This window comes from Rhizobium sp. ZW T2_16, assembly GCF_044987325.1.
Lineage (GTDB): Bacteria > Pseudomonadota > Alphaproteobacteria > Rhizobiales > Rhizobiaceae > Neorhizobium > Neorhizobium cellulosilyticum.
In genome coordinates this window covers 521,903-547,510 of the sequence record NZ_JBJDRG010000002.1, presented here as the reverse complement: position 1 = coordinate 547,510, position 25,608 = coordinate 521,903, and the positions used below count along the sequence as shown (strand labels likewise).

Genomic DNA, 25,608 nt, shown 5'->3' with positions numbered 1-25,608 from the left:
ACTCCCGACGAAAGAGCCAACCAAACAGGAGCCGTCCAACCATGTGATCTGGAGGAACGACGCACATCATGCGCGCTTGAGAACAAGGGGGTATCTCGAATGTCCCGGGCAGAGCATAGAACCCGGTCCGATAATAAAATCTTACGTTGTATCGAATTTTATAAAACTCACGGCAAAATGCCGCACCGTCCGTTCAAACGCCTATCACGATACCGGTGGAAGGCGACTTCGGAGAGATTTTGCCCAAAGGAAAGGCCGCAGACGGGTTGCCTGCGGCCTTTCCTGATCTTGGGAATGATCGTCCTCAGGACGAGCCGGACTTAGAACTCTTCCCAGCTTTCGTTCTTGACGGCAGCATTGCCAGAGAAGGCGCCGGCCAGCTTACGGCCAAGGGCGCGTGCCGGCGAGGCCGCGGGCGTTTCATTTGCCTTCACCGCACGAACGGTCGACTGGTAGGTCTGAACCGAAAGCTTGAACTGGGAAAGAAGCGCGTTCAGCGAAGCAGCGTCGCGGGCAAGACCATGGCTTGCTGCGGTCTGCTCTTCGACCATGGCAGCATTCTTCTGCGTGTCCTGGTCCATCGTGTTGACCGCGGTGTTGATCTGCTGCAGGCCTGAAGACTGTTCCTGAGCGCTTTCGACAATCGCGTTGACGTTGCGGTTGATCTCCTGGACTTCGCCGACAATCGTCTGCAGCGCCTTGCCGGTTTCGCCAACGAGATGCACACCGTTCTGGACCTGCTCATTCGACGCGTTGATCAGGGTCTTGATTTCCTTGGCGGCGTTTGCGGAACGCTGGGCCAATTCGCGAACTTCCTGAGCGACGACTGCAAAGCCCTTGCCCGCCTCACCCGCACGCGCGGCTTCAACACCGGCATTGAGTGCCAGAAGGTTGGTCTGGAAGGCAATGTCATCGATGACGCCGATGATGTTGCCGATCTCGCCGGAGGACTTTTCGATCGCTTCCATGGCCTGAACAGCCTTCTGGACGACCTCGCCGGACTTTTCTGCGCCCTGACGGGTGCGGGCAACGAGGTTGCCTGCTTCGGTGGCGCGGCGGGCGGCGTCCTTCACCGTGGTGGTGATCTCTTCCAGAGCGGCTGCGGTTTCCTCGACGGAAGCAGCCTGCTGCTCGGTGCGCTTGGCAAGATCGTCGGCAGCCGACTTGATCTCGGCCGAACCGGCCTCGATGCTGCGGGCATTTTCTGCGACCTGTTCCAATGCACCCTGCAGCTTTGCAGCCGAGGCGTTGAAGTCACCGCGGACACCATCAAGCGCTGCCGTAAACGGCTTTTCGATACGGTAGGAGACGTTGCCATCGGAAAGCTGGCTCAGCGCCTGAGCGAGATTGTCGACGGCGAATTTGACGTCGGCAGCTTCGCGGGCCTTGGCGGCTTCGCGCTCGATGCGTTCCTTTTCCGACAGGCTGCGGTTGTCGTCGGCTTCCTGTTCCAGGCGGGTGCGCTCGAGAGCGTTGTGACGGAAGACTTCGACGGCTTCGGCCATCTGGCCGATTTCGTCCTTTCGGTCGAGACCATCGATTGCAGCGCGGGCATCGCCGGCGGCAAGCGACGCCATACGTTCGCGAAGGCGCGCCATCGGAGCTGTGATACCCTTCTGGGCGATCGTCAGCGCCAACACGATAGCAACGGCGATACCGATCAGCATGCCGACAATCGTGAACTTGATGGTGGATGAGACTTCAGCCGACAGCTGATCGCCGCCGTTCTTGATCAGGTCCGCCATGGCGCCGTTGCTGGCACCAAACTTCGGGGACAGTTCAACAATAGCCTTGTCGAGATCACCCGAAAGAGAGGTGACCTTCGCTTCGTCGCCAGCAACATGAGCCTTCAGCAGATCATCACCGATTGCCTTGAGCTTATCTGCGCCTGCGAGCAATTCGTCCGTTGCGGCCTGGCGGCTCGGCACAAGACCGGGGACCTGTGCCAGACGTGCGCGCGCACCGGTGATTTCCTTGCCGAAGCGCTCGGACAAATCCTTGAACGCAGCGGATTGCGGGTCCTGTGCAAGAGCGCGGCTGAGCCAGGTGGTGGCGGTCCACATGCCTGCGGCACCGCGCGGTACGAAGGTCGCAGCCGTGCTCTCGTTATGCAAGAAATTCGAATAGGATTCATTGGCGGCGCTGAAACGCTGGGTCACGAATAACAGACCGGCAAGCGAAATGACGCCAAGGATGGCGATCGCCATCAAAAACTTGGTCTTGATTTTTAAGTTCTTGAGCATGGGGGGACCTTCTCAGGAAGACTGAAAACACGCATTCGGGGGAGGAGGAAAATGCAGGAACCGTTTTGACGGCGCGCATCATGCGCGTGAAGGATCGACTAAGGCGATCTCTGTGTCCTTGTCGCACCCTAGGGCGAATTTCATAAAAAAATCTTACATTTGCTGCACTGCATTATAGTTTTTGACAAAGGCGAGAAAACTGCCCTTGCTCTCCGATCATCGGCCTTCATGCCTCCTTAATCATGGGGGGAGAATGCATCAGATTTATATTGCAGCGCACAATGTTACGAAGTTAACAGGGCACCAAGGCGATGATTGCCGCCTCCCGCAGAACGGGCAGATTGATATGAAATCAACGACTATTATCGAAGGAATTTTCCCGTGGATCTTAGCCGCCGCAACCTCATGACATTCGGTGCCGTCGCAGCCGCAACTGCCGTCACCATCAAAAACGCCTCCGCCCAGGCGATCAGCTTCACCCCCTCCCCGATCTATCCCGATCCGGCCATTCAGGTTCTCGACCCGAGCTTTGCGAAATACCGTGTTGCCAGCGCTTCTCTGGAACAGGTTGCCACCGGCGCTCGCTGGCTGGAAGGTCCGGTCTATTTCGGTGACGGCAAGTATCTGCTGGTTAGCGATATTCCGAACAACCGCGTCATGAAGTTCGACGAAACGAACGAGACATGGAGCGTGTTCGACGCCAATTCCAACTATGCCAACGGCCATTGCCGCGACCTGCAGGGCCGCCTGATTGCATGCGAACACCTGACCCGCCGCGTCACCCGCACGGAGCATGACGGCTCGATCACGGTTCTTGCCGACACCTACAAGGGCAAGAAGCTGAATTCGCCGAACGACATCGTCTGCAAGTCGGACGGCTCGCTGTGGTTCACCGATCCGCCATTCGGCATCGGCGGCATGTGGGAGGGCGAAAAGGCAGACCCGGAACTGCCACATTCTGTCTACCGCATTTCAGCCGAAGGTGAGTTGTCGCTGATCACCGACGAACTGAAGGGCCCGAACGGGATCGCATTCTCCGAAGACGAGAAGAAGCTTTATATCGTCGAAGGCCGCGCGCAGCCCTACCGTATCGTCTGGGCTTACGACGTCTCGAAGGACGGCAAGACAGTTTCCAACAAGAAGGCGCTGATCACAGCTGACGACAATGGCGGTCTCGACGGCTTCAAGGTCGATGTCGACGGCAATCTGTGGTGCGGCTGGGGTTCGTCCGGTGCTGCCGGCGCAAAGCCGGAAGAGCTGAACGGCGTCAAGGTGTTCAACAAGGAAGGCAAGGCGATCGGCTTCATCAAGCTGCCGGAGCGTTGCCCGAACCTTGTTTTCGGCGGCAAGAAGAAGAACCGCCTCTACATGGCGTCGAGCCACTCGGTCTACGCACTTTATGTCGAGACCCGCGGCGCCGTCTGATCGCTCTCACCAGCATCATTGAATTGAGAAGCGGGCCGGAGCAATCCGGCCCGTTTCCGTTTCACCGGATAGCAAATATCAGCGGAAGCCGTTTTCGGGGTGACAAGCCGGGATTGCGCCAATAGGAAACATTCTCACATTCTGCAGATCATGTATTTTCAGATGATCGCCGCCTTTCCCGAGCGGACTTAGGGCGCAGATGAATAAGTCCCCAGGCATTTCAACAGATCGAGGGGAGAACGGTGTGTGCGCCTGATAACCATGGCTTGTTGTGAGCCATCGGACGCCACCAGTGAAGAGGAGGTAGTTGGAGCGGATACCAGACCCGAAACAGGATGAAACCTGATCGGTCCGAGACGCCAACCAAGTGATCCCGATATAGCGATCCTGATATGCGGGCTGCCAGTCGCGGCTGCCGATCCTGCGGTTTCAAGCTGATATTTCAAACGAGGACAATTTGATGAACACCGGAAACATGATCCGGTCGCTGGCCGTTGCGGCCTGCGTCCTGACGCTTTCTGCCTGCGACGAAAGCAAGACCAGCAATAAGGAACAGAGCCAGCCATCCGCCGAACAGGCCGAAGTGCTGAAATACAACGCCTATGTCGAAGTGGCGAACTCGTTCCAACGCTCCTATGCCAAGGAACTGGCGACCTTCCAGAGCTATGTCCAGCCCGTGCTCGACGGCAAGGACAAGAATGACAACCTGTTCTACTCGACCAACAATCTGGACAGGCTGAAGAACGCCCTTGCCAAGGCCCGTGAGATGAAGCCCGACATGGCCGAGCTCGACGGTTCGGCCGATGCCTATCGCGACGCGGCCGAGAAGGCCGAACCGCTCGATCGGGACATGGGTAACTATATCGCCGCCAAGACCTATCTGAGCGACAAGGGCGTGCATGGTCGCGAGATCGGGCCCGCCTTCATCGCCGCCATGGAGGCGCTTGCCGCCGCGCAGGGCAATTTCATCAGCGCCATCGACGCCAAGGACCGCGCCCGGATCAAGACCGAGTTCGAAAGTGCGCAGAAGGATACCCGCGACTATTTCCGCATCGGCATGATCTACCACATCAAGGAAAGCATGGACGCCGCCGACGGCTTTCTGCAGGGCAAGGGGCTGGGCGACAGGAAGGATGCGCTGAAGACCTCGCTCGATCAGTTCAACACGATGGCGACAGGTTATGACGCCAAGGTGCGCGAGAAGAACCATGCCGGATGCTCGTCGATGATGCTCAACGTCAATGCCTATCTTTCCACCGGCCGCCAGATCATCCTGCGGACCGAGAACGGCCGCTATCAGGAAGACAAGAAAGCGCAGTTCCAGATGATGTCGGCGGAACGGCAGGACGCAACGCAGTTGCTGCAGGACTATAACAACGTCATCAACGCGATCAATTTCAACAAGTGCTGAGGTGACGCGGCGTCAGGTGAGCCGCATCTCCCCGTTTGTGAAAAAACATGGCGGGCCGGAGAAATCCGGCCCGTTCGCGTTCATGACGGGGCATTCGCAGGCATAGCGCAGATGCCAAGAATAGCCGTGATATGTTTGAGACATGGACGGTCTACCGTAGAATCGTCACATTGAGCGGTTCCAAGCTTTGCAGCTTGACGATCGCAAGCTGCCAGACCTATGCAAACATGACCTTCAGCCTGCCTTCAGAAATCCCTTTTACCCTTTAAATCCTTTCCCCAACCTTCGGAGCTGCCATGAGCGTGAGTTGGACTGATGCCGCCATTCTTGGACTTGTCCAGGGATTGACCGAATTCCTGCCGGTTTCCTCCAGTGCGCATTTGCGCATTCTCGGCGAATTCCTGCCCTCTGGCACCGATCCTGGCGCGGCATTCACGGCCATCACCCAGCTCGGCACCGAGACTGCGGTTCTCGTCTATTTCTGGAAAGACATCGTCAATATCGCCACCGCCTGGCTACGTCAGGTGTTCAGGATCGGCGATTACGACAGGGACGCGGCCCGCATGGGCTGGCTCATCATCATCGGCTCGCTGCCGATCATCATCCTGGGGCTTGGCTTCAAGGACCAGATCGAACACGGCTTGCGCAACATGTATATCACCGCCGTGATGCTGATCGCCTTCGGTCTTATCCTGGGCTGGGCTGACCGCATCGGCAAGAAGAAATATGCGCTTAGGCAGCTGATCTGGCGCGACGGCATTATCTTCGGTTTTGCCCAGGCGATGGCGCTGATCCCCGGCGTCTCCCGCTCCGGCGGAACGATCACTGCCGGCCTTCTCCTTGGCTACACGCGCGAGGCGGCAGCGCGTTATTCCTTCCTGCTCGCTGTTCCTGCCGTATTCGGCTCGGGCTTCTACCAGCTCCTGAAGACGATGGGGGAAGACACGGCGGTCGCGGCCGGTCCGACCGCGCTTGCAACGCTGATCGCCTTCGTCGTCGGTTACGGCGTCATCGTCTGGTTCCTGAAACTCGTATCGACCAAGAGCTACATGCCGTTTGTCTGGTATCGCGTGGTGATCGGCGTGGCGCTGCTTGGCTTGCTCGGCTTCGGCTATGTCAGCCCGATCTGAGCTTGGAGATTCGGCCGTCGAACAGAAGAGCGGTTCCGATCAAACGAAAAACAAAACCCGCCGACGCTGTCGGCGGGTTTTGTTTTAGGTGACGCTTAACGGAGAGGTTAGCCCCGGCCGACCCAATTACTTGCCGAAACGGGAGGTGCCGGATGGGCTTGCAGAGACTTGCGCAAGGCGCAGAGCGCGAAGTTTCTGCGTCTTCTTTTCCCTCTCGGCGACCTCGGAATCGAGAATGTCGCGGACGATGGAATTGGTCGTTTTCGCCTTTGCATCGGCTGAAAGCTTCGTCGGTTTGAAGAAACGGTCTTTCGTCACAGTCATGTCAGTCCTCCTGCGTTTCAGGTCAAAAGCGCACTAAAACAATCTGAAAACCATGCCTCCGGCGACGGGTGCCGCGGGGAACCGATATCGAACCGGCAATCAGCGAGCCCGAGGAGCAATGACCTTCTTCTTCGGAGCAGGCAACAGCCCTTCACGCTGCATCTGCTTGCGCGCCAGTTTGCGGGCGCGCCTGATCGCCTCGGCTTTTTCGCGGGCGCGCTTTACCGACGGCTTCTCATATGCGCTGCGCGCCTTCATTTCCCGGAACAGGCCTTCACGCTGCAGTTTCTTCTTCAAAACGCGAAGCGCTTGATCAACATTGTTGTCTCTTACAAGTACCTGCAAAATATCTCCTGACGCGGCAAAGCCACTATTTCTTGATTTTGATCGTATTCACGTTGATCCACGAACTACCAGATGGAAGCGGTGTCGCGGTCGATGTCTTCGAGACATCCACGGAACCCTCATGACTGATATCGCCATGCGTAATGCGGCGCTCGCAATTCTCACCGTCAAACTGGACGCGATATTGCGTCAGCCCGTAAGCATCCGGCAAAACAGCAACAATCCGGCATGAGCCATTGGTTTCGCCGAAGCGAAATGCACCACTCTTCAAGACGACCACGTCGCCGGCATCATAACGGTGCTTGCTCATCATGACCTCCAAGGGTCAAAACAAAAGGCCGGAGTTTGACGCCCGACCTCCGTTTATCATCAAGCCTTTCGCGTGCCAGTACATCCGTGGTCACGCGAGGGCGATGACATATTATTCTGCGCGCAGGTTGTCTGCGGAGCTTTTGCCGGAGCGATTGTCCTGCACGAGCTCGTAGCTGATCTTCTGCCCGTCGTTCAGACCGCGCAGACCCGCACGCTCCACGGCAGAAATGTGCACGAACACATCCTCGCTGCCATTGTCCGGCTGGATAAATCCGAAGCCCTTCGTGCTATTAAACCACTTCACTGTACCAGTGCTCATAACGATTTCCTTTCAATCGCTGTGTAAGCCGGTTGCCCGGCGCTAAATCGACGATGAGAGAAAATCAAGAAGAGCCGTTAGGCTGCCGACGAGAGTCGCTAGCAAGGTTCGATAAAATCTAAAATAGCGATTAATGGGCCAACAACAAGGCATGCGCGAAAATAAAGGCTTTGCATGGAGATTGCGGGGCCTTGCTGCACGACGCCGGCTGCATAGGAAGCTCAGATCACCCTGCGCAGAGAATTGGCTAAGGATGGAGCTTGATCATGTAGTCAGCATAAGCGGCGATAAAATGCTGTCGCGCGGTCTCGGCGTCTCCCCTGCAGCGCAGGACCGACTGACACGCCCACACGGCAGACAAATAAGATCGCCCGGACTGAAAAACGAAGTCGTTACGCAGGTAATTCAACGCCTGTCCAGGACCATTTATGGCGACCGAATTTCCACTGCGCCTTGCTACCATGACGGGATATTCCCATCGTGTACGAAAGTCGATTTGGATAACGGTGAGCAATGCATGATCCTTCCGTGGCGTCGACCGAATATGCTCCAAGTCGAAGCGGAGATTGTCGATCGCCGGTGTCTTCCAAATGCTTCCAGACGATAAATTCACGCCTGATCTCGAGCGCGAGCAGACCTGAATTGTGCGATCCTGCAGATGGCCACCTGTCCGATGCGGAAAGATCATTGCGCGCCGGGAGACTGATACCCCGACAGCCAGGCATCATAGCGCAGACTGCTCTGGTCGAGGATGTACGGGCAGGCCCGGTTGTCGAGGAGAAGGGTACCTGCCTGCTTGCCCTCATCGACCAATTGATCTCTGTATGCGGCACTCATACCGTCCGCGAACTCGCGATAGCCCTCAACCCAGGCAGAGAGGCGGTAATTGCTTTCGTCGCGCAGATAGGGGTTGGCACTCAGGCCTTTTCCATCCTCAGCGTCCCGCCATCCATGGTCGAATATTGCCTGCAAATCGTGAGAGGTATGGGGCAATTGAGCCTCCCGCCTTGAGCGAGAGCCCATCTCATCCCTCAGCCGTCGCTGCTCGTTCCGACACGACGATCAAAGTGAGATAGTGCAGCATAGGCGAATGTCGAGCCTCGAAGGTCAAATCGGCCTAAATCATCAGCCGCACGTCAATCATAAACCCGCTTCAGATTGGCCACGCAGTCCAGTTCTTTCAACTGCGAAAGAAGTTGGTTGAGCTGACGCAGGTCCCAGACCTCGATTTCCATCGCGATCTCGGAAAAGTCGTCGGCGCGGTTGGAGCCCATGGACATGGTGCGGATATTGATGTCGAGCGCACCGATCGTCGTGGCGACGGTTGCAAGCGTGCCCGGTTCATTGATCGTGTTGATCTCGATCTTTGCCGGGAAGCGCGACTTGTTGGCTTCGTCGAGATCCCAGCGGACATCGATCCAGCGTTCCGGCTCGTCGTCGAATTTCTGCAGCGCAGGCGCCTGGATCGGATAGATGGTGATGCCCTTGCTCTTGCCCGCATCCATGATGCCGACGATTCGATCGCCGGGGACCGCGCCGCTCGGGGCGAAGCGCACCTGGGTATTGGCGGCAAGGCCGCGGATCGGCAATAGGGTCGCCACGAGATCTGCTGCCTGGGCGTTTTCCAGATCGGTCTGGGATTTCGCCGGCAGCTTGAACATCATGCCGGTTGCGCTCGGGACGTTGAACCAGCCCTGATCGGCTGCCGGTTTCACTGTTACGCGCTCGTCCTTGTAATCAGGGAAGACGGCGCGCAGCACGTCGAGCGAAGAAAGCTCACCGCGACCGACGGAGGCGATCGTATCCTCGACATCCTTCTGCGCCAGACGGTGCAGCGCCGGCTTCAGCGCGTCGCGGGAAAACGTCTTGCCGGCGCGTTCGAAGGTGCGCTCCAGAATGCGGTGGCCGAGGCCGGCATATTGCTTGCGGATCGCCATGCGGGTAGCGCGGCGGATCGCCGAGCGCGCCTTGCCGGTGACGACGATCTCTTCCCACGCGGCTGGCGGGACCTGGACGCCGGAACGGATGATCTCGACTTCGTCGCCGTTGTTCAGCCGGGTTACGAGCGGCATGATACGGCCGTTGATCTTGGCGCCGACCGTGGTGTCGCCGATGTTGGTATGAACCGCATAGGCGAAGTCGATGGGGGTTGCACCGCGTGGCAGCGCGATCAGCTTGCCCTTCGGGGTGAAACAGAAAACCTGGTCCTGGAACAGTTCGAGCTTGGTGTGTTCGAGGAACTCTTCGGGATTATCACCCTCGGCCAGCGATTCGATCGTGTGGCGCAGCCAGGAATAGGCGTTGCTCTCCTTCGGCAAAAGCTCGTCACTCTTGGCCGGTCCCTTGCCTGCAACAGACTGGCCGTCCTTGTAGAGCGTATGAGCGGCGATGCCGTATTCGGCGATTTCCTGCATCAGCTGGGTGCGGATCTGCAGCTCGATACGCTGGCGGGACGGACCGACGATGGTGGTGTGGATCGAACGGTAATCGTTCTGCTTGGGGTTCGAAATGTAATCCTTGAACCGGCCGGGAACGACGCGCCAGCGTGTGTGGACGATACCGAGCGCCTTGTAGCAGCAGGCAACGTCGTCAACGATGATGCGGAAACCGTATACATCCGAGAGCTGTTCGAAAGAGAGCGACTTCGACTGCATCTTGCGGAAGACCGAATAGGGTTTCTTCTGCCGGCCCTTGACGAAAGTTCCATTCAGGCCGTTGGCGACCAGAAGCTCGCGCAGCTCGTCCTCGATCTTCTTGATCAAGCCTTCGTTGCGGGCGGACAAATCCGCCAGGCGCTGCGTGACGGTCTCGTAGGCTTCCGGGTTGATGTACTGGAAGGACAGGTCCTCCAGTTCGTCACGCATGTCCTGCATACCCATGCGGCCAGCGAGCGGCGCATAGATATCCATCGTCTCTTCGGAAATGCGCGCCTTCTGCTCGGCCTTCATGTGGTCGAGCGTGCGCATGTTATGCAGGCGGTCGGCGAGCTTCACCAGCAGGACGCGGACGTCATCGGAAATGGCGAGCAACAGCTTGCGAAGGTTCTCGGCCTGCTTGGCCTTTTTCGACACCAAGTCGAGGCGTTTCAGCTTGGTCAGGCCTTCGACGAGCCGACCGATATCCTCGCCGAACAGTTCGTCGATCTCGGCGCGGGTGGCTGTCGTATCCTCGATCGTGTCATGCAGAAGCGCGACCGCGATGGTCGACTCATCGAGATGCATGTCGGTGAGGATGGCCGCTACTTCGAGCGGATGGGAAATGTAGGGATCACCAGAGGCGCGCTTTTGCTGGCCATGCTTCTGCATGGCGTAAACATAGGCCTTGTTGAGAAGAGCTTCATTGGCGTCGGGCTTGTACTTCTGCACCCGCTCAACAAGCTCGTACTGCCTCATCATTCCCGGAAATGCCCTTCAAATACGGTGTGGCGACAAAAGAAAATGGCGCGCCAACCATCGGTTAGCGCAGCCATCATTATTGAGACAACCAGATTAGGGCGATAGGATGAACGATACCTTGCCGCAGCGCACTATCGTTCCGACCGGAGCGATTATTCCGACCGTTTTATCCGCGCCAAGCGAATATCGATTGAAATCCGCTCAGGCACATTATGCCGATCAGTAGTCGTCGCTCTTTTCCGGCGGGACCAGACCTTCGATACCGGCCAGCAGTTCTTCTTCCGACATCTGGTCGAAATTGACGGTTTCCGGAGCATCTTCATCTTCAACGTCGGAGGCAACCGATACACCGCCAGCGGCAATCAGAGCTGCCGGATCGGGCTCGGGCTCGTCAACTTCAACATGCTTCTGCAGCGAGTGGATCAGGTCTTCCTTCAGGTCGTCGGGAGACAGTGTCTCATCGGCAATCTCGCGAAGAGCGACTACGGGGTTCTTGTCATTATCGCGGTCGATGGTGATCGCAGCGCCCTGCGAAATCTGGCGAGCGCGATGGCTTGCGAGCAGAACCAGCTCGAAACGGTTGTCGACTTTGTCAATGCAATCTTCTACTGTGACGCGGGCCATTGCCTGTCCTTTGCGGTCCTGGATTTCCGGAATTGATACGCCCGATACAGCCATCGGACGGGAAATTCAAGTTTTTCCTAAACCCGGGGCCAATCGAGTGGTGAGTTACGGGGCGTTTACTGAGGAGAAAACGCTCCATTCGAAGGCGCAAAGCACTGACAGCATGATCTCTGTCAAAGCCTGGCGGCGAAGAAACGGGTGAGGTTCACCTGTTTATCCGGATACCAAATCCGGCAAGCGCTGCGCCCGAGAACTCATAGTCGAATGGTCCGCGCCTTGGACATTAAGACTAAAGTGCTTGGGATGGAGGAATATATTCAATCAGCACGTGCTTGGAATATTGCGAATCGTAACTTACATGACAGATATATGAATAGTTCGTAATGTAAGAATTATTCCGATATCGTCGGTACATATTTCGTTTTACCGATCTGCTCGGAAAACGGGCATAAAAAGGGATGGAGACATATGTTTGACCCGAGAGAGAAAATTGCTCTCTTTATCGATGGCGCGAATTTGTACGCCGCCTCAAAAAGCCTCGGCTTCGATATAGACTATCGAAAGCTTCTGAAGGCTTTCCAGAAACGCGGCTACCTTCTTCGCGCCTATTATTACACGGCGCTTATCGAAGACCAGGAATATTCCTCGATCCGCCCGCTGATCGACTGGCTGGACTATAACGGATACAAGGTCGTGACCAAGCCCGCGAAGGAATTCACGGACAGTCTTGGTCGTCGCAAGATCAAGGGCAACATGGATATCGAACTGGCCATCGATGCGATGGAACAGTCGGAAACCGTCGATCATCTGGTGATCTTCTCCGGCGACGGCGACTTCACCAACCTGGTGGAAGCGTTGCAGCGTCGTGGCCGTAAGGTCTCGGTCGTCTCGACGATGCAGACGCAACCTCCGATGATCGCCGACGACCTACGCCGTCAGGCCGATCACTTCATCGACCTGATGACGCTGAAGGCGGAGGTCGGCCGCGACCCGAGCGAACGCGCGGTACGCCCGACCGAGCCCACAGAGCCGGCCGACGCGTAACTGTCGAAGCAGACATAATCAGAAAAATAGGCGCCCGTTTTTCGGCGGCGCCTATTTTCGTTTCGGGCTAGAAGAGTGTCATGCTGTTTCAACGCCCTTCCGACGACATTCTTTATGATGCGCTGATCGCCCGCGATCCTTCCTATGAAGGTTTTGTCTGGGTGGCCGTGAAGACAACCGGCATTTTCTGCCGCCTCACCTGCCCTGCCCGCAAGCCGAAGCGCGAGAATTCAACTTTCTATGAGACGATCGCCGAATGCCTCGAAGCCGGCTTTCGCCCCTGCAATCGATGCCGGCCGATGTTGAAGCTTGGCGAGACCGATCCCGTGGTCACAAGGCTGATCGATGCACTCGATGCCGATCCGATGCGGCGCTGGAGCGAAGGCGACGTGAGCGCCTTAGGCGTCGATCCATCCACCGTTCGACGTGCGTTCAAGCGGCAATTCGGCATGAGTTTTCTGGAAATGGCGCGCCTGAGACGAATGGGCAAGGCCGCGGAAGTGCTGAATGACGGCGCCAATGTGATCGACGCCCAGCTCGATGCGGGTTACGAATCCGGTAGCGGCTTTCGTGCCGCGATCGCAAGACTGTTCGGGGAAGCTCCGGTGAGACTGCGTGGCAAGGGCCTTCTGCGTGCCGACTGGATCGATACGCCGATCGGCCCGATGATCGCGATCGCCGACACGCACGCCCTGCATATTCTGGAATTTGCCGAGCGCAAGGCGCTACCGGCAGAGATCCGCAGACTGCAGGAGGCGAGCGGCAGCGGTATCGTCATGGGACGGTATCCGCCAATCGACGAGATCGAGGCGGAACTGAAGGCCTATTTTTCCGGCCAAAACAAGGGGTTCAGGACGCGGCTTGCCGAGCATGGCTCGCCGTTCCAGCGGCAGGTGTGGCAGGCGCTACGCGATATCCCGGCCGGGGAGCTTCGCACCTATGGCGCACTTGCGAGCGACATGAACAGGCCCTCCTCCACCCGCGCCGTTGCGGGTGCCAACGGCGCCAACCAGATCGCCATCGTCATCCCCTGCCACCGGGTGCTTTCAGCCGATGGCGGCCTGACCGGTTATGGCGGCGGCCTGTGGCGCAAACGCTGGCTGATCGAACATGAGCGCCGAATGGCGGAACGCTGACTTTCTATCCGGCAGAGACCGCTGCGCGTTGATCGCCGTTCGGCTGCGGGCTACTGCCCGACTTTCTTGCCCGGAAGATGGCCTCGACGACGAGCGACAGCGGCAGGCCGATGAAGAGCGGGATAAAGAAATAGATCACCCGGAAGGCGACCAGCGAGCCGATCGATGCCTGATCGCCCATGACATGCCGGACGGTCGCCTCCAACACACCGAGGCCGCCTGGCGCATGGGTGATGAGGATCGCAACATTGGCGAGCACGAAGGCGGTTGCGGCCTTGAGATAACTGACATCGGCGCCCGCCGCCATGACCTCGCGCAGGCAGGCAGAGACAAGAGCGAAGTTGACCGTGCCGATGACCACTTGTGCGACGGCAATTTTCCAGGTGGGCATCTGGAAGGTCCAGCTGCGGATTTTCAGCGGCGCACGCAGGAAGGCGGCAAGCGCGATGTATAGTGCCGTTGCGGCAAGGCAGCCTGCGCCGATGGCAATCACGCCCCCCTGCCTCAGACGCAGCACTGCGGCGGCATCCTGCGGGTTGAGCACCATGACGATGCCGGCAAGCACGGCCATGCCGAGCCCTACCGTGACGCCCGAGAGCAGCACGATCTTCGCCACATCTTCAGTCGTCATGCCCCAGTGGGCGTAATAGCGATAGCGCAGCGCACCGCTGCTGAGGCCCGACATGCCCACGCTCTGGCCGATGGAGAGCGCGATGAAAGACGCGAGCGCGATTTTAGGATAGGGCAGATCGTTCTTCACATAACGCACGCCGCACCAGTCAAAGCCGGTGAGGCAGAGATAGGAGCCGAAGGCGAAGAGGAGTGCCAGAGCCAGATTGGCAGCGGGGATATCGCGGACCGACTGGGCGATCTCGGAGAACGAGTGCTCGCGAAAAACCTGATAAAGGAGCCAGACGGCAAGGCCGAAGCCCACAACCAGCATCAGGTAGGTGAAAAACTGCTTCTTCGTCATTATCCGCTTACCCGCATGAACGTGCGGGGAAACGGCGGGGGATGAGTTTGGTTCCGGTGGAGGTTTACCTCGGCGCCAGCTTCAACGCCTTATCTGCCTGCCAGCACCTTCTGCCCGCAGGCGGGGAAAAGGACCCAAGCCACGCCGTTACCGTGCGTCGCAGATCTCGAACAGGGCACGTTCCCTTCGCCCCGCTTGGGGGCAGAGGGTCAGCGATTACGCCGAATGCGCTTTTGATCAGTCTCAGCCGTTCTTCAACAGCCGCGACTTCTGCCGGTTCCAGTCGCGTTCCTTCTCGGTCTCGCGCTTGTCGTGCAGCTTCTTGCCCTTGGCGAGTGCGAGCTCCAGCTTGGCCCTGCCCTTTTCGTTGAAATAGATTTTCAACGGCACGAGCGTCATGCCTTCGCGGTTGATGCTGTTACGCAGACGACCGATCTCGCGCTTCGACAGGAGCAGCTTGCGGCGGCGGCGCGGCTCGTGGTTGAAGCGGTTGGCCTGCAGATATTCAGGCAGGTGGCTGTTGATCAGCCAGATCTCCTCGCCTTCGTCCGACGCATAGGATTCGGCGATATTGGCCTTGCCGTCGCGCAGAGACTTCACCTCGGTACCAGTCAGCACCAGGCCTGCCTCATAGGTGTCGATGATCTCGTAGTTGAACCGGGCCTTGCGGTTTTCCGCAACGACCTTGTTGACCACGCGCTGGCTGCCTTTGGGTGCCATCAGACGAATTCCATTCCGCTTAGAGCGTATCCGCTTTTCTTCGAAAGGCGAAAAGGCTCCAATACTCTGTTTGACGCAATTCCGGACACAAAACCGGTTCCCACTTTTGCTGGAATTGCTTTTCCAAATAAGAACCCCGCCCAAAAGCAATGAGCGGGGTTAAGCATTGATATAATGCGGTCAGGACCGAATGTGAAGCTTATGCGTCAGCGACTTCGAGCGCCAAGGCAATGCCTCAGTTCAACAGGCCTGCATGGCGCAGCGCCGCATCGATTGCGGCTTCGGTTGTCGGCTCAAGCTCGGAGAACAAGGGCGAGCGCACGGTACGCTCCATGCCGCGCAGTTGGCTCAGACCGTATTTGGCGCCACAGAGACCCGGCTCCATGAAGATTGCCTTGTGCAGCGGCATAAGACGATCCTGGTATTCGAGCGCCTTCTTGTAATCTCCGGCCAGCGTCGCCGTCTGGAATTCGGCACAGAGGCGCGGCGCGACATTGGCCGTGACCGAAATGCAGCCGACACCGCCATGCGCATTGAAACCAAGCGCCGTAGCGTCCTCGCCGGAAAGCTGGATGAAATCGGTACCGCAGGAGATGCGCTGTTCCGAGACGCGCTCGATCTTGCCCGTCGCGTCCTTAACGCCGACGATATTCTTATGCGCCTTCGCAAGCTTGCCCATGGTTTCCGGGCTCATGTCGATGACCGAGCGGCCGGGAATATTGTAGATGAAAATGGGCAGGGAAACCGCATCAGCGATTGCCGAGAAATGGGCGTAAAGCCCCTTCTGGGTCGGCTTGTTGTAATAGGGCGTGACGACAAGCAGAGCATCGGCGCCGGCCTGTTCTGCGTGCTGTGCGAGCTCGATCGCTTCTGTCGTATTGTTGGAACCAGCACCAGCGATGACCGGCACGCGCTTGGCAGCGACCTCCACACAGAGTTCGACCACGCGCTTGTGCTCATCATGGGAAAGCGTCGGCGATTCACCCGTCGTGCCGACCGGGACAAGGCCCGAGCTGCCCTCTGCAATCACCCATTCGACATGATCTGCAAACGCTTTTTCATCGACAGCCCCGCCAGTGGTGAACGGCGTTACGAGCGCGGGGATCGATCCCTTGAACATGCAAAACTCCCAATGGCCGCAGTCCATGCTTCGGCCGTAATCAATGACTAAGGTGGCGCACCATAAAGCGGAGGCAGATCGCCGACAAGCGCAAAGCTCACGGGAAACTGATCGCCGGCCACCGCTCATTGATGCGTATTTTAGAGGTCGTGGTAAGGTTTCGTTAATGCCGCCGGAGCCTAATGGGAGAACCCGATAGGGGTATATGTCTTTTTCGCGAGTCGCCGGATGAAGAAGCCCGCTCTGATCCTCACCTTAGGATTGGGTGCAGCCAGCATATCGAGCCTTGTGCTCGCCCAGAGCGGTGGCGCTGGTAGCGGCATCGTGCCGCTTCCCTTTGCCCGACCGAACGCACCGATGAGCGCGCCTGTGCCAACGCAACCGGGCCCCCAGGCTATCCCCACGCCAACGGCCATGCCCATTCCCGAGATTACCGGCTCCATTCCGAGGCTCGACCGACCGCTTGCATCTTCTGCACTCAAAACCGGGCTCGACGCGCTTTCCGGCAATGATGCAGCGCAGGCGATTGCTGCGCGCGACAGCCTGCCGGCAGGCTCGCTCGACCGTAAAATCCTCACCTGGGCGATTGCCAGTTCGGGAATGAAGGATGTGCCCTATCGCGAGATTGCCAGCGCTTCACGCGAGCTGACCGGCTGGCCGGGGCTCGGCGGATTGCGCGAGCGGGAAGAGCGCGCGCTTTATCGCGAAAACCCACCTGCTGCAGCCGTGCTTTCCGCCATGGGCAATTCACGCCCGCAGACGCCGGAAGGTGCAATGATCCTCGCCCGCGCGCAGACGGCAGCTGGGAAAACCGCTGAGGCCGCCCGGACCCTGCGTGGTCTATGGTCTTCCGAGACACTCGATGTGGCGACCGAAGACAAGCTGCTTGGCGAATTCGGCGGGTTGTTCACCGCAGCCGATCACAAGGCCCGCATGGACTATCTCATGTATCGCGGCCGCGTGGCGCAAGCAAAGCGGTTTTCCAGTCTCGGCAATGCGCAGTCGCTTTATAACGCGTGGGCGGCCGTTGCGAATAATGCCAGGAATGCCGATGCGCTGATCAATGCCGTTGCAGGCTCGTGGGCGAGCGATCCCGCTTATCTCTTCGTCAAAATAGAATATGCAAGGCGGCAGAACGATTATGCCGGAGCGGCAAAGCTGCTTGAGCGCATACCGCGCGATCCGGCAAAACTCGTCTATCCAACGGAATGGTGGAACGAGCAACGGATCGTCTCGCGCGGGCTTGCGGATCTAGGTCAGTTCAGCGCCGCCTACAGGCTGGTCGCAAATCATGTGGCTCAGTCTACCGTCGATCGCGCCGATGCGGAATTCCATGCTGGATGGTATGCGCTGAGGGCGCTTCAGGATCCGGCGACGGCCGAGACGCATTTCCGCAAGATTTACGAAGCTTCCAACCGGCCGCTTTCCGCGTCGCGGGCGCTCTACTGGCTCGGCCGATCGGCTGAGGCCGGCGGACCGGGAGAGGCGCGTAACTTTTATGAACAGGCGGCGCGTTATTCCGGCACGTTCTACGGGCAGTTGGCCGCAGCAAAACTCGGCAAATCGACGCTCGATGTAAGCTACCCCTCCCCCACGGCGCAGGACCGTGAGCGCTTCGCTTCGCGTGAGGTGGTCCGTGCCATCGCTCGGCTTGACGCCGTCGGCCATGACCGGCGATCAGCAGCACTTTATGCGGCACTCGGCGAGCAGATCGACAGCCCGGGCGAACTTTCGCTTTTGACCGCACGCGCGGAAGCACAAGGCGACCATGCACTATCGCTGCGAATCGGCAAGTCGGCATTTTCCCGCGGTGTCGATGTGGCGGCACTCGCCTATCCTATCGGCGTCATTCCGGCCGGCGCCAATATTGCCGGTTCCGGCAAGGCGCTTGCCTATTCGATCGCAAGGCAGGAAAGCGCATTCAACCCGTCAGCCGTTTCCGCAGCGAATGCCCGCGGCCTTCTACAGCTTTTACCCGGGACGGCACAGGGCGTTGCCAAGCGGCACGGGATGAGCTTCAAGGCGGACCGGCTGACCAGTGACGCTGGTTACAACGCCACACTTGGCGCGCATTATCTCGGCGAGCAGATCGACGCTTTCGGCGGCTCCTATGTACTGACCTTCATAGCTTACAACGCCGGACCGAAGCGTGTGCCGGAATGGATTGCTCGTTATGGTGATCCGCGTGGCAAGTCGCTCGAAGAGGTGATCGACTGGGTTGAACGCATCCCCTTCCCCGAAACGCGCAACTACGTTCAGCGCGTCTTAGAGAATTATCAGGTCTACAAGACCCGGCTGGGGCAGAAGGCCGATATTGTTGACGATCTGCGGTTCGGCAGGCGGTGAGACCGAGAGCCATAGACAGCCGCGCCTTACCCCGGTTCTCGAACAGTTCGATAGCAAGATACCCTGATAAGCACGAAAAGCCCGGCCTAGCCGGGCTTTTCAACTTCTGTGATTAGAAATCCCGCTGCAGACGCAGGAAGCCGTCGAAACGGTCGCCATCGCCATAACCGGCAGTGTCAATGTCAACATTGTTGTAGTTGAAGGTCGCCTTGGCGAGGAGGTTCGGCGTGACCTGATAATCCGCCGTCACGCCGACGCGCCAGGCACTGCCGCCCGTATAGTCGTCGCTCGTGGGAATGATGTTATCCCAATACTGGACGCCGGGCGTGAGCTTGAACTTTTCGGAAACAGCGAAGGCATACTCGGCGCCAATCGTCCATTCCGAATAATCCCAGTAGCGGGTCGGGCCGGAAGAATAGACACCGAAAACACCCAGTTTGCCCGGTCCGATCTCGGCCGACAGAGTGGATGCGACGACGCCGTCTTCGTGGTCGAACTCATAGGCGCCGAACAGATCGATGGAAAACGCGTCAAACTTGCCGCCTATGAGACCGCTGAGACCGATCTCGTCAGCGCTGCCATCGGCGTCGGTCTTCCAGCCCGCCTGCGAATTGAAGAAATCAGCCTGACCGTATGCAGTGAATGCTCCAGATTCGAACGTGTAGCGAATGGAATTGTTCAGCGTATCTCCGCCAATATAGTCCCCGAAAATATCGGTTGCGCTGCCCGAAAGCGGGCCTTCGTCCGACAGCACGGTCTCACCCGGCAGGCCGGTATCAAAGTAATTGTAGAAGTAGCCGATGCGGAAACCGCCCAGCTCGATATAGGTCTCGTTCAGCGCGAAGTCCGAGCTGTCGGAGTTATTGTTGGCGCGCAACGTGACGCGTGAACCAAGGGGGCCGAACTCGGTGTCGGACTTGGCTTCGAACCGGAGCTGCGCACGCGTATTTGTGCGATAGCCAGCATCATCGTCGAGTTCGACCGCGCCAGCACTTGTGTCGATGTCGTAATTGCTGCGGCCATCCAGCTGCAGACGAATATAACCGCCGATCTTGAGACAGGTCTCCGTGCCAGGGATATAGAAATAGCCGGTGCCGAAAGCGTCGCAGACGCGGACATATTCCAGCGGTTCCGGCTCGGCAGCGACAATGGCATCAGCGGCGTGGGAAACAGATGTAGCAACCAGGCTTGCTGCCGATGCGATGAGAAAACTGGTCAGCTTCATTGGGATTTCCTCGGTGAGCTGCATTCGCACATTGAAAAAACGCTACTCGCGATCAGGATAAGTGCAAGCGGCATCGTACATTCAGATCCACTACATCACGCAGTTGGAAACTGACAGTTACCAATTTATCACGGACGAATTTCGACGTCGCCAGAACAAGAAAAGCCCGGCACAAGGCCGGGCTTTCCAAATTAGATCGTCAACTGAATTAGAACGAACGCTGCAGACGCAGGAAGCCGTCCCAACGGTCGGCAGACTCAACATCGTTATCGACGTCGGTGTAGTTGATGGTTGCCTTGGCAGTCAATCCGGTGGTGATCTTGTAGTCGGCCGTCAGGCCTGCACGCCATGCATCGCCACCATCGAAGTCGCCATCGACGTCGAGAACGACGTTATCCCAGTACTGGATACCGGGGGTGATGGAGAACTTGTCGTTCACAGCGAAAGCATATTCCGCACCGATAGTCCATTCGGAAGCGTCGAAGTAACGGTTATCACCGAAGGAGTATGCTGCGAAGATGCCGAGCGAACCCGGGCCGATGGCAGCCGTCAGAGTGGAAGCGAGCGCTGCATTTTCGCGATCGAAGTCATAACCGGCGAAGAAGTCGAGGGTTACGCCACCGAACTTGCCGGTGATGACGCCGTTGATGCCAATTTCATCCTGGCCGCGACCAGTGCCCGCAACGTCGTCCTTCCAGCCGTCCTGCGAATCAAAGGCGTCAACCTGACCGTAAACGGAGAATGCACCGCCATCGTAGGTGTAACGGATGGAGTTGTTCAGAGTATCGCCACCGAAGCCGCCGTTACCATAGGGACCAGCGTCAGACAGGACGGTTTCGCCCGGAAGTCCGGTATCGAAGTAGTTGTAGAAGTAACCAATACGCAGGCCGCCGAGTTCGATGAACGTTTCATCGAGGAAGAAGTCGTTGTTGGCCGCAGACGTTTCATAGGTCGTAAAACCGCCACCGGCAGCATCCGGGATCGTGACTGAATAGGTGTTCGAAGAATTGGTGTTGGCTTCGAGATTAATGGTAGCAGCCAAGGTGCCGTATTCTGTGTCCGACTTAGCGTCGATGGTCAGGTGACCACGGGTATTGGTACGGTAACCGCCCTCACCACCAAAATCGTCGTCGCTGCGGCCGTCGATCTGAACGCGGACATAACCGCCGATCTTGAGGCAGGTCTCGGTACCCGGAATGTAGAAATAGCCTGTTCCGAACGCGTCGCAGACGCGAACATATTCCAGCGGCTCAGGTTCGGCAGCGACGATTGCGTCTGCAGCCTGGGCGACGGTGACGCTTGCAAGCGCCGCGGTCGATGCGATGAGAAGGCTCGTGATTTTCATTTGGGGTTCCCCGGTCAACTCTAGGCTTTACAACCGTCAAGTTACAGGCGGGCGGCGGGTGCTTACAAGCATTTCCGCATCTGCGGCCGGCGAACATCAGGCAGTTGCAACGCGGTCGTTACTTATTTGTCACAAATTTAACGGGTAAACCGGGCTTAAAGCCGCCTGTCCGTGCATTTGCATCCACTAATTCTTGCGGGAATTCTGCGTCTGCACCGAATCAACAGAAACAAAAAGCCCGGCACAGGGCCGGGCTTTCCGTTCATATCTGAAAGATCAGATTAGAAAGAGCGCTGCAGACGGAGGAAGCCGTCCCAACGATCAGCAGAGTCCGTACCGGAGTCTACGTCGGTGTAGTTGATGGTTGCCTTAGCAGCGAGGTTGGTGGTGATTTTGTAATCAGCCGTTACACCAACGCGCCATGCGTCACCAGCATCGAAGTCGCCGTCAACAACAGTGATGTTGTCCCAGTACTGAACGCCAGGAGCAACCGAGAACTTGTCGGTGACCTTGATGGCGTATTCAGCGCCGATCGTCCATTCAGCGAAGTCGAAGTAACGGTTAACACCGGTTGCGTAGGCGGCGAAGACGCCGAGCGAACCCGGGCCGATAGCAGCCGTCAGCGTGGAAGCGAAGGCAGCTTCTTCACGATCGAAGTCATAACCGGCGAAGAAGTCGACGGTTACGCCACCGAACTTGCCGGTAACAACGCCGTTGATGCCGATTTCGTCGTCAGAACCGTTGTCGGTCTTCCAACCAGCCTGCGAGTTGAACGCGTCAACCTGACCGTAAACCGAGAACGAACCAGCGTCGTAGGTGTAACGGATGGAGTTGTTGAGCGTGTCGCCGCCGAAGCCGCCGCCACCGAAGCCAGGGCCGCCGTCAGAAAGAACGGTTTCGCCCGGAAGGCCGTTATCGAAGTAGTTGTAGAAGTAACCAACGCGAAGACCGCCGAGCTGCAGGTAGGTTTCTTCCAGGTAGAAGTCGTTGTTAGCCTGCGAAACGCTGTAGGTAACGTCTTCAATCACGCCCGGAGCCGTTTCGGTAGGAACGGTAACCGAATAGCTGTTCGAAACGTTGGTGTTTGCGCGAAGGGTAACCTTCGAGGACAGCGTGCCGAACTCGGTGTCGTTCTTTGCTTCAACAGCGATCTGGCCGCGGGTGTTGGTGCGGTAACCGCCCTGTGCACCGGTCAGATCGAAGTCCGAACGGCCGTCAACCTGAACGCGGACGTAACCACCGATCTTGAGGCAGGTTTCGGTGCCCGGGATGTAGAAGTAGCCGGTGCCGAAAGCGTCGCAAACGCGAACGTATTCCAGCGGCTCGGGCTCAGCAGCCACGATTGCGTCGGCAGCCTGTGCGCCAGAAACTGCTGCGAGGGCAGCAGCGGAGCCGAGAAGAAGGCTCTTGATGTTCATTTTTGACCTCCAGTCAAAGTTACGTATGGGTCTAGGTCTTGATTTACCGAAGGACAAAAATTCCTTGGGCCCATCCCCGTGTTTGAAAGCTGACGAACCACCGCCGCGCTTCGGAGTTGAAAATACAAATCGCCGTGAGCTGCGCAATGCCGAACTGGGGATGAGCGAGAGTTTCAAGGCAGCTTCCCAAAACCATGTTGCCGAAAGGACACAAAACCGCAGTCCGCGGTCATTAAAAATTTAGTTTTCGTTAAGAAAACGGTTTTGAGACAGCAACTTAAGGAAAGGTCACATTCGAATACGTAGCTTTGCGAGAATGTTGCCGACAGGCAACAGGCATAACTCGCAGGCGCTTCGTGCGCTCACGCTAATGATCCAGCGATTTCATGAAGGATAGTGGCGGAGAGGATGGGATTCGAACCCACGATACGCTTTTGACGTATACTCCCTTAGCAGGGGAGCGCCTTCGACCACTCGGCCACCTCTCCGGTGCGGCCTGATTATTGCGGATAAATCCCGAATGCAAGGTCTTTTAGCAAAAAGTGGCGTCGCAGGCTGGGGATGAACCCCAGCCGCAGCATTATTTCGGCGCGGAGCGGACGAATCCACGAGATTGGCGGCTCAATAACCCGAGCCTGCCGGGCCTGCGCCCGGGCCGCGCCCGTAACGGCCGGCAAGTTTTTTCAGCGTTGCGGCAAGCTCGGTGACGTCTGCGCCAACGGCAACAAAGCTTGCACCGAGTTCGAGGTAACGACGATTGAGGGTTTCGTTGAAGGTCAGGATGCCTGCGGGCTTGCCGGCGGCGATGATTCGGCCGATCGCCGATTCGATGACGTCCTGCACTTCCGGCGCCTCGATTCGGCCGAGGCAACCCAAGTCGGCTGAGAGATCCGCCGGGCCGATGAAGACGCCGTCAACGCCGTCTATCGCGGCAATCGCCTCGATATTGTCGATGGCGACACGCGTTTCGGCCTGAACCAGCAAGCAGATCTCGTCATCGGCTGTCTGCGCATAATCGGAAATAGCATTAAAACCCGAAGCGCGTGCGACGGCGGCACCGAGCCCGCGCGTGCCGCGCGGCGGATAACGCACGGCCTGGACCAGCGCTTTGGCCTGTTCGGGCGAATCGACCATGGGAATGAGGAGCGTTCGCGCACCGGCATCCAGCAACTGCTTGATGAACCATGTCTCGCCTGAAGGCGGGCGCACGACGGGTTCGACGGCAAAGGGAGCCAGCGCCCGTAACTGGGCGATAATGCTGCGCAGATCATTCGGCCCGTGTTCCGAATCGATCACCAGCCAGTCGAAGCCCGCGCTTGCAGCAATCTCCGCCGGAAGCGCCTCGCCGGTGTTCAGCCACAGGCCAATCTGCTGGCGGCCGGCACTGATCGCAGCCTTGAAGTCATTCTTCGGTACCGGCATTTCTCCTCCTATGCCTTTTCGTCATAAATCCCGGCCGCGAAATGCAGACCATATATAATCAAGATAACAGCAATTTGAGATCCGTGGCCGGATCGGCCAGGCGGGACCTGTCCGGGTTGATGCCGGTTTCCAGCATCTTCTTGCCGGTTACATAGGCCTTCGCATCATTGATCGCATCGACAGCAATCAGCATGCCGTTCCGGAAATACCAGACCGAGACGGCTCCCTCGCGGCTGCCTGCGCGCACCAGCGTCTCGTCATAGCCGAGATTAAAGCCGGCGATCTGCAGCTTCACATCGTACTGGTCGGACCAGAACCATGGTTTTGGCAAATAGGGCCTAGCGTCGCCGGCAAGTGTCGCGGCAACAGATTCGGCCTGGTCGACGGCGTTCTGTACCGATTCTAGGCGAATGCGCCCCTCTTCCCAAGGCAACAGGGCGCAATCGCCCATGGCGAAGATCGACGGGTCGGAGGTGCGGGCAAATTCGTCGACGATGATGCCGTTGCCGACATCGAGGCCGCAATCCTGCGCCAGACGGTCGTTCGGGGTGACACCGATGCCGACGATGACAAAATCCACATTAATGACCGTGCCATCGGAAAGTTCGGCGGCACGTACTTGGTCATCCTCGCCGATCAGGCGGGTAAGGCCGGTCTTTTCGCGAATCACGACACCGCGCTCTTTATGTATCGCGCGCATGATGTCTGCGGTCTCCTTCGAGGCAACACGGGCGAGTATACGGTCGGCCATTTCGATCAGCGTTACGTCGAGACCGAGATGGCGTGCAACGGCCGCCGCTTCCAGCCCGATATAACCGCCACCGATGATCAGCAGGCGACGACCGGCCTTCATTTCATCGGCCAGCTGATCCGCGTCACGCTTGTCGCGGACAGTATATACACCCTTAAATTCGCCGCCGATGCTGGCGGGCAAGGTACGCGGGGTGGAGCCCGTCGTCAGCGCCAGGGTTTCATATTCGAGAACCGAACCATCCTGCATGCGGACGGTCTTTTTCTCGCGGTCGATTTCCTCGACATAGGTGGAGAGCCGGACTTGCACGTCGTTTTCGGCAAACCAGTTATCCGGGCGAAAGGTCAGGCGATCGAAACTCATCTCGCCGAGAAGGTATTTCTTGGAAAGCGGCGGCCGCTGGTAGGGATAAACCTCTTCAGCGCCGATCATCGTGATGGGCCGTGTATCCTTCAATGCCCGAAGTTTCGCCGCAAGCGCAAAGCCCGCCTGCCCTGCCCCGACGATTACCAGCCTGCCTGTCACTTGCTCGCTCCATTCCTGTTCGACCGCCAAGAGATAGCACCTCGAACGGCCGCAA

The 25,608-nt window shown here is 58.1% G+C and carries 23 protein-coding genes and 1 tRNA gene; 6 read left to right on the top strand and 18 right to left on the bottom strand.

Annotated elements, in window-relative coordinates; genetic code table 11:
• Positions 1–320 precede the first annotated feature (320 nt).
• Positions 321–2,243 (bottom strand): methyl-accepting chemotaxis protein, encoded by a 1,923-nt coding sequence (locus ACI3K0_RS08215; protein WP_148145470.1) that lies wholly within the window; start codon positions 2,241–2,243, stop codon positions 321–323.
• Positions 2,244–2,624: 381 nt separating this feature from the next.
• Here ACI3K0_RS08215 and ACI3K0_RS08210 point away from each other — a divergent pair, with 381 nt between their 5' ends.
• The 3 genes from ACI3K0_RS08210 (at position 2,625) to ACI3K0_RS08200 (ending at position 6,209) form a co-directional block, all read left to right on the top strand.
• Positions 2,625–3,668 carry an SMP-30/gluconolactonase/LRE family protein gene (locus ACI3K0_RS08210; RefSeq protein WP_148145471.1) on the top strand — a complete coding sequence of 348 codons (1,044 nt, stop codon included), beginning with the start codon at positions 2,625–2,627 and terminating at the stop codon, positions 3,666–3,668.
• A 460-nt stretch (positions 3,669–4,128) separates the two neighbouring features.
• On the top strand, positions 4,129–5,079 hold the full coding sequence (locus tag ACI3K0_RS08205) for a DUF3829 domain-containing protein (protein WP_183822484.1): 951 nt from the start codon (positions 4,129–4,131) through the stop codon (positions 5,077–5,079).
• Between the two features lie 296 nt (positions 5,080–5,375).
• Positions 5,376–6,209 (top strand): undecaprenyl-diphosphate phosphatase, encoded by an 834-nt coding sequence (locus ACI3K0_RS08200; RefSeq protein WP_183822486.1) that lies wholly within the window; start codon positions 5,376–5,378, stop codon positions 6,207–6,209.
• Positions 6,210–6,335: 126 nt separating this feature from the next.
• Here ACI3K0_RS08200 and ACI3K0_RS08195 read toward each other — a convergent pair whose 3' ends face one another.
• The 8 genes from ACI3K0_RS08195 to rpoZ form a co-directional block, all read right to left on the bottom strand.
• Positions 6,336–6,533, bottom strand: a complete 198-nt coding sequence (locus ACI3K0_RS08195) for a hypothetical protein (RefSeq protein WP_148145474.1) — start codon at positions 6,531–6,533, stop codon at positions 6,336–6,338.
• A 99-nt stretch (positions 6,534–6,632) separates the two neighbouring features.
• Positions 6,633–6,878 carry a 30S ribosomal protein S21 gene (gene rpsU, locus ACI3K0_RS08190; protein ID WP_148145475.1) on the bottom strand — a complete coding sequence of 82 codons (246 nt, stop codon included), beginning with the start codon at positions 6,876–6,878 and terminating at the stop codon, positions 6,633–6,635.
• Positions 6,879–6,903: 25 nt separating this feature from the next.
• Positions 6,904–7,188 (bottom strand): cold-shock protein, encoded by a 285-nt coding sequence (locus ACI3K0_RS08185; protein WP_148145476.1) that lies wholly within the window; start codon positions 7,186–7,188, stop codon positions 6,904–6,906.
• A 111-nt stretch (positions 7,189–7,299) separates the two neighbouring features.
• A complete protein-coding gene (locus tag ACI3K0_RS08180) occupies positions 7,300–7,509 on the bottom strand; it encodes a cold-shock protein (RefSeq protein WP_148145477.1) in 210 nt (69 codons plus the stop codon).
• Between the two features lie 247 nt (positions 7,510–7,756).
• Positions 7,757–7,972: a DUF982 domain-containing protein gene (locus ACI3K0_RS08175; protein WP_404945293.1), complete on the bottom strand. Its 216-nt coding sequence runs from the start codon at positions 7,970–7,972 to the stop codon at positions 7,757–7,759.
• Between the two features lie 221 nt (positions 7,973–8,193).
• Positions 8,194–8,502, bottom strand: coding sequence for a hypothetical protein (locus ACI3K0_RS08170; RefSeq protein ID WP_183685010.1), 309 nt, complete (start codon positions 8,500–8,502; stop codon positions 8,194–8,196).
• Positions 8,503–8,645: 143 nt separating this feature from the next.
• Positions 8,646–10,904, bottom strand: coding sequence for a bifunctional (p)ppGpp synthetase/guanosine-3',5'-bis(diphosphate) 3'-pyrophosphohydrolase (locus tag ACI3K0_RS08165; protein ID WP_148145479.1), 2,259 nt, complete (start codon positions 10,902–10,904; stop codon positions 8,646–8,648).
• A gap of 219 nt (positions 10,905–11,123) precedes the next feature.
• A complete protein-coding gene (rpoZ, locus tag ACI3K0_RS08160; RefSeq protein WP_148145480.1) occupies positions 11,124–11,528 on the bottom strand; it encodes a DNA-directed RNA polymerase subunit omega in 405 nt (134 codons plus the stop codon).
• A gap of 468 nt (positions 11,529–11,996) precedes the next feature.
• On the opposite strand from rpoZ, the gene ACI3K0_RS08155 reads away from it, so the two are divergent.
• Both ACI3K0_RS08155 and ACI3K0_RS08150 read left to right on the top strand, forming a co-directional pair.
• Positions 11,997–12,572, top strand: coding sequence for an NYN domain-containing protein (locus tag ACI3K0_RS08155; protein ID WP_112511088.1), 576 nt, complete (start codon positions 11,997–11,999; stop codon positions 12,570–12,572).
• An 80-nt stretch (positions 12,573–12,652) separates the two neighbouring features.
• A complete protein-coding gene (locus tag ACI3K0_RS08150; protein WP_183822490.1) occupies positions 12,653–13,708 on the top strand; it encodes a bifunctional transcriptional activator/DNA repair enzyme AdaA in 1,056 nt (351 codons plus the stop codon).
• Positions 13,709–13,712: 4 nt separating this feature from the next.
• On the opposite strand, the gene ACI3K0_RS08145 is transcribed toward ACI3K0_RS08150, so the two are convergent.
• The 3 genes from ACI3K0_RS08145 to dapA all read right to left on the bottom strand — a co-directional run bounded on the left by ACI3K0_RS08145 (position 13,713) and on the right by dapA (position 16,521).
• Positions 13,713–14,681: a YbhN family protein gene (locus ACI3K0_RS08145; RefSeq protein ID WP_183822492.1), complete on the bottom strand. Its 969-nt coding sequence runs from the start codon at positions 14,679–14,681 to the stop codon at positions 13,713–13,715.
• A gap of 243 nt (positions 14,682–14,924) precedes the next feature.
• A complete protein-coding gene (gene smpB / locus ACI3K0_RS08140) occupies positions 14,925–15,401 on the bottom strand; it encodes an SsrA-binding protein SmpB (protein ID WP_148145483.1) in 477 nt (158 codons plus the stop codon).
• Positions 15,402–15,636: 235 nt separating this feature from the next.
• Positions 15,637–16,521: a 4-hydroxy-tetrahydrodipicolinate synthase gene (dapA, locus tag ACI3K0_RS08135; protein ID WP_404945238.1), complete on the bottom strand. Its 885-nt coding sequence runs from the start codon at positions 16,519–16,521 to the stop codon at positions 15,637–15,639.
• 228 nt (positions 16,522–16,749) lie between these two features.
• On the opposite strand from dapA, the gene ACI3K0_RS08130 reads away from it, so the two are divergent.
• Positions 16,750–18,867 (top strand): lytic transglycosylase domain-containing protein, encoded by a 2,118-nt coding sequence (locus tag ACI3K0_RS08130; protein ID WP_183822496.1) that lies wholly within the window; start codon positions 16,750–16,752, stop codon positions 18,865–18,867.
• A gap of 112 nt (positions 18,868–18,979) precedes the next feature.
• Here the strand turns inward: ACI3K0_RS08130 and ACI3K0_RS08125 are convergent, their stop codons facing one another.
• The 6 genes from ACI3K0_RS08125 to ACI3K0_RS08100 all read right to left on the bottom strand — a co-directional run bounded on the left by ACI3K0_RS08125 (position 18,980) and on the right by ACI3K0_RS08100 (position 25,553).
• The gene (locus tag ACI3K0_RS08125; RefSeq protein WP_404945237.1) at positions 18,980–20,092 is read right to left on the bottom strand and encodes a porin; all 1,113 of its coding nucleotides are present in this window, start codon (positions 20,090–20,092) and stop codon (positions 18,980–18,982) included.
• 208 nt (positions 20,093–20,300) lie between these two features.
• Entirely contained in the window at positions 20,301–21,437 is a 1,137-nt protein-coding gene (locus tag ACI3K0_RS08120) for a porin (protein ID WP_404945236.1), read from the bottom strand.
• 281 nt (positions 21,438–21,718) lie between these two features.
• Positions 21,719–22,855, bottom strand: coding sequence for a porin (locus ACI3K0_RS08115; RefSeq protein WP_404945235.1), 1,137 nt, complete (start codon positions 22,853–22,855; stop codon positions 21,719–21,721).
• 397 nt (positions 22,856–23,252) lie between these two features.
• Positions 23,253–23,343 (bottom strand) — tRNA-Ser (locus ACI3K0_RS08110).
• A 133-nt stretch (positions 23,344–23,476) separates the two neighbouring features.
• The gene (locus ACI3K0_RS08105) at positions 23,477–24,277 is read right to left on the bottom strand and encodes an aldolase/citrate lyase family protein (protein WP_404945234.1); all 801 of its coding nucleotides are present in this window, start codon (positions 24,275–24,277) and stop codon (positions 23,477–23,479) included.
• A 58-nt stretch (positions 24,278–24,335) separates the two neighbouring features.
• Entirely contained in the window at positions 24,336–25,553 is a 1,218-nt protein-coding gene (locus ACI3K0_RS08100) for an NAD(P)/FAD-dependent oxidoreductase (RefSeq protein WP_404945292.1), read from the bottom strand.
• Between the last annotated feature and the right edge of the window lie 55 nt (positions 25,554–25,608).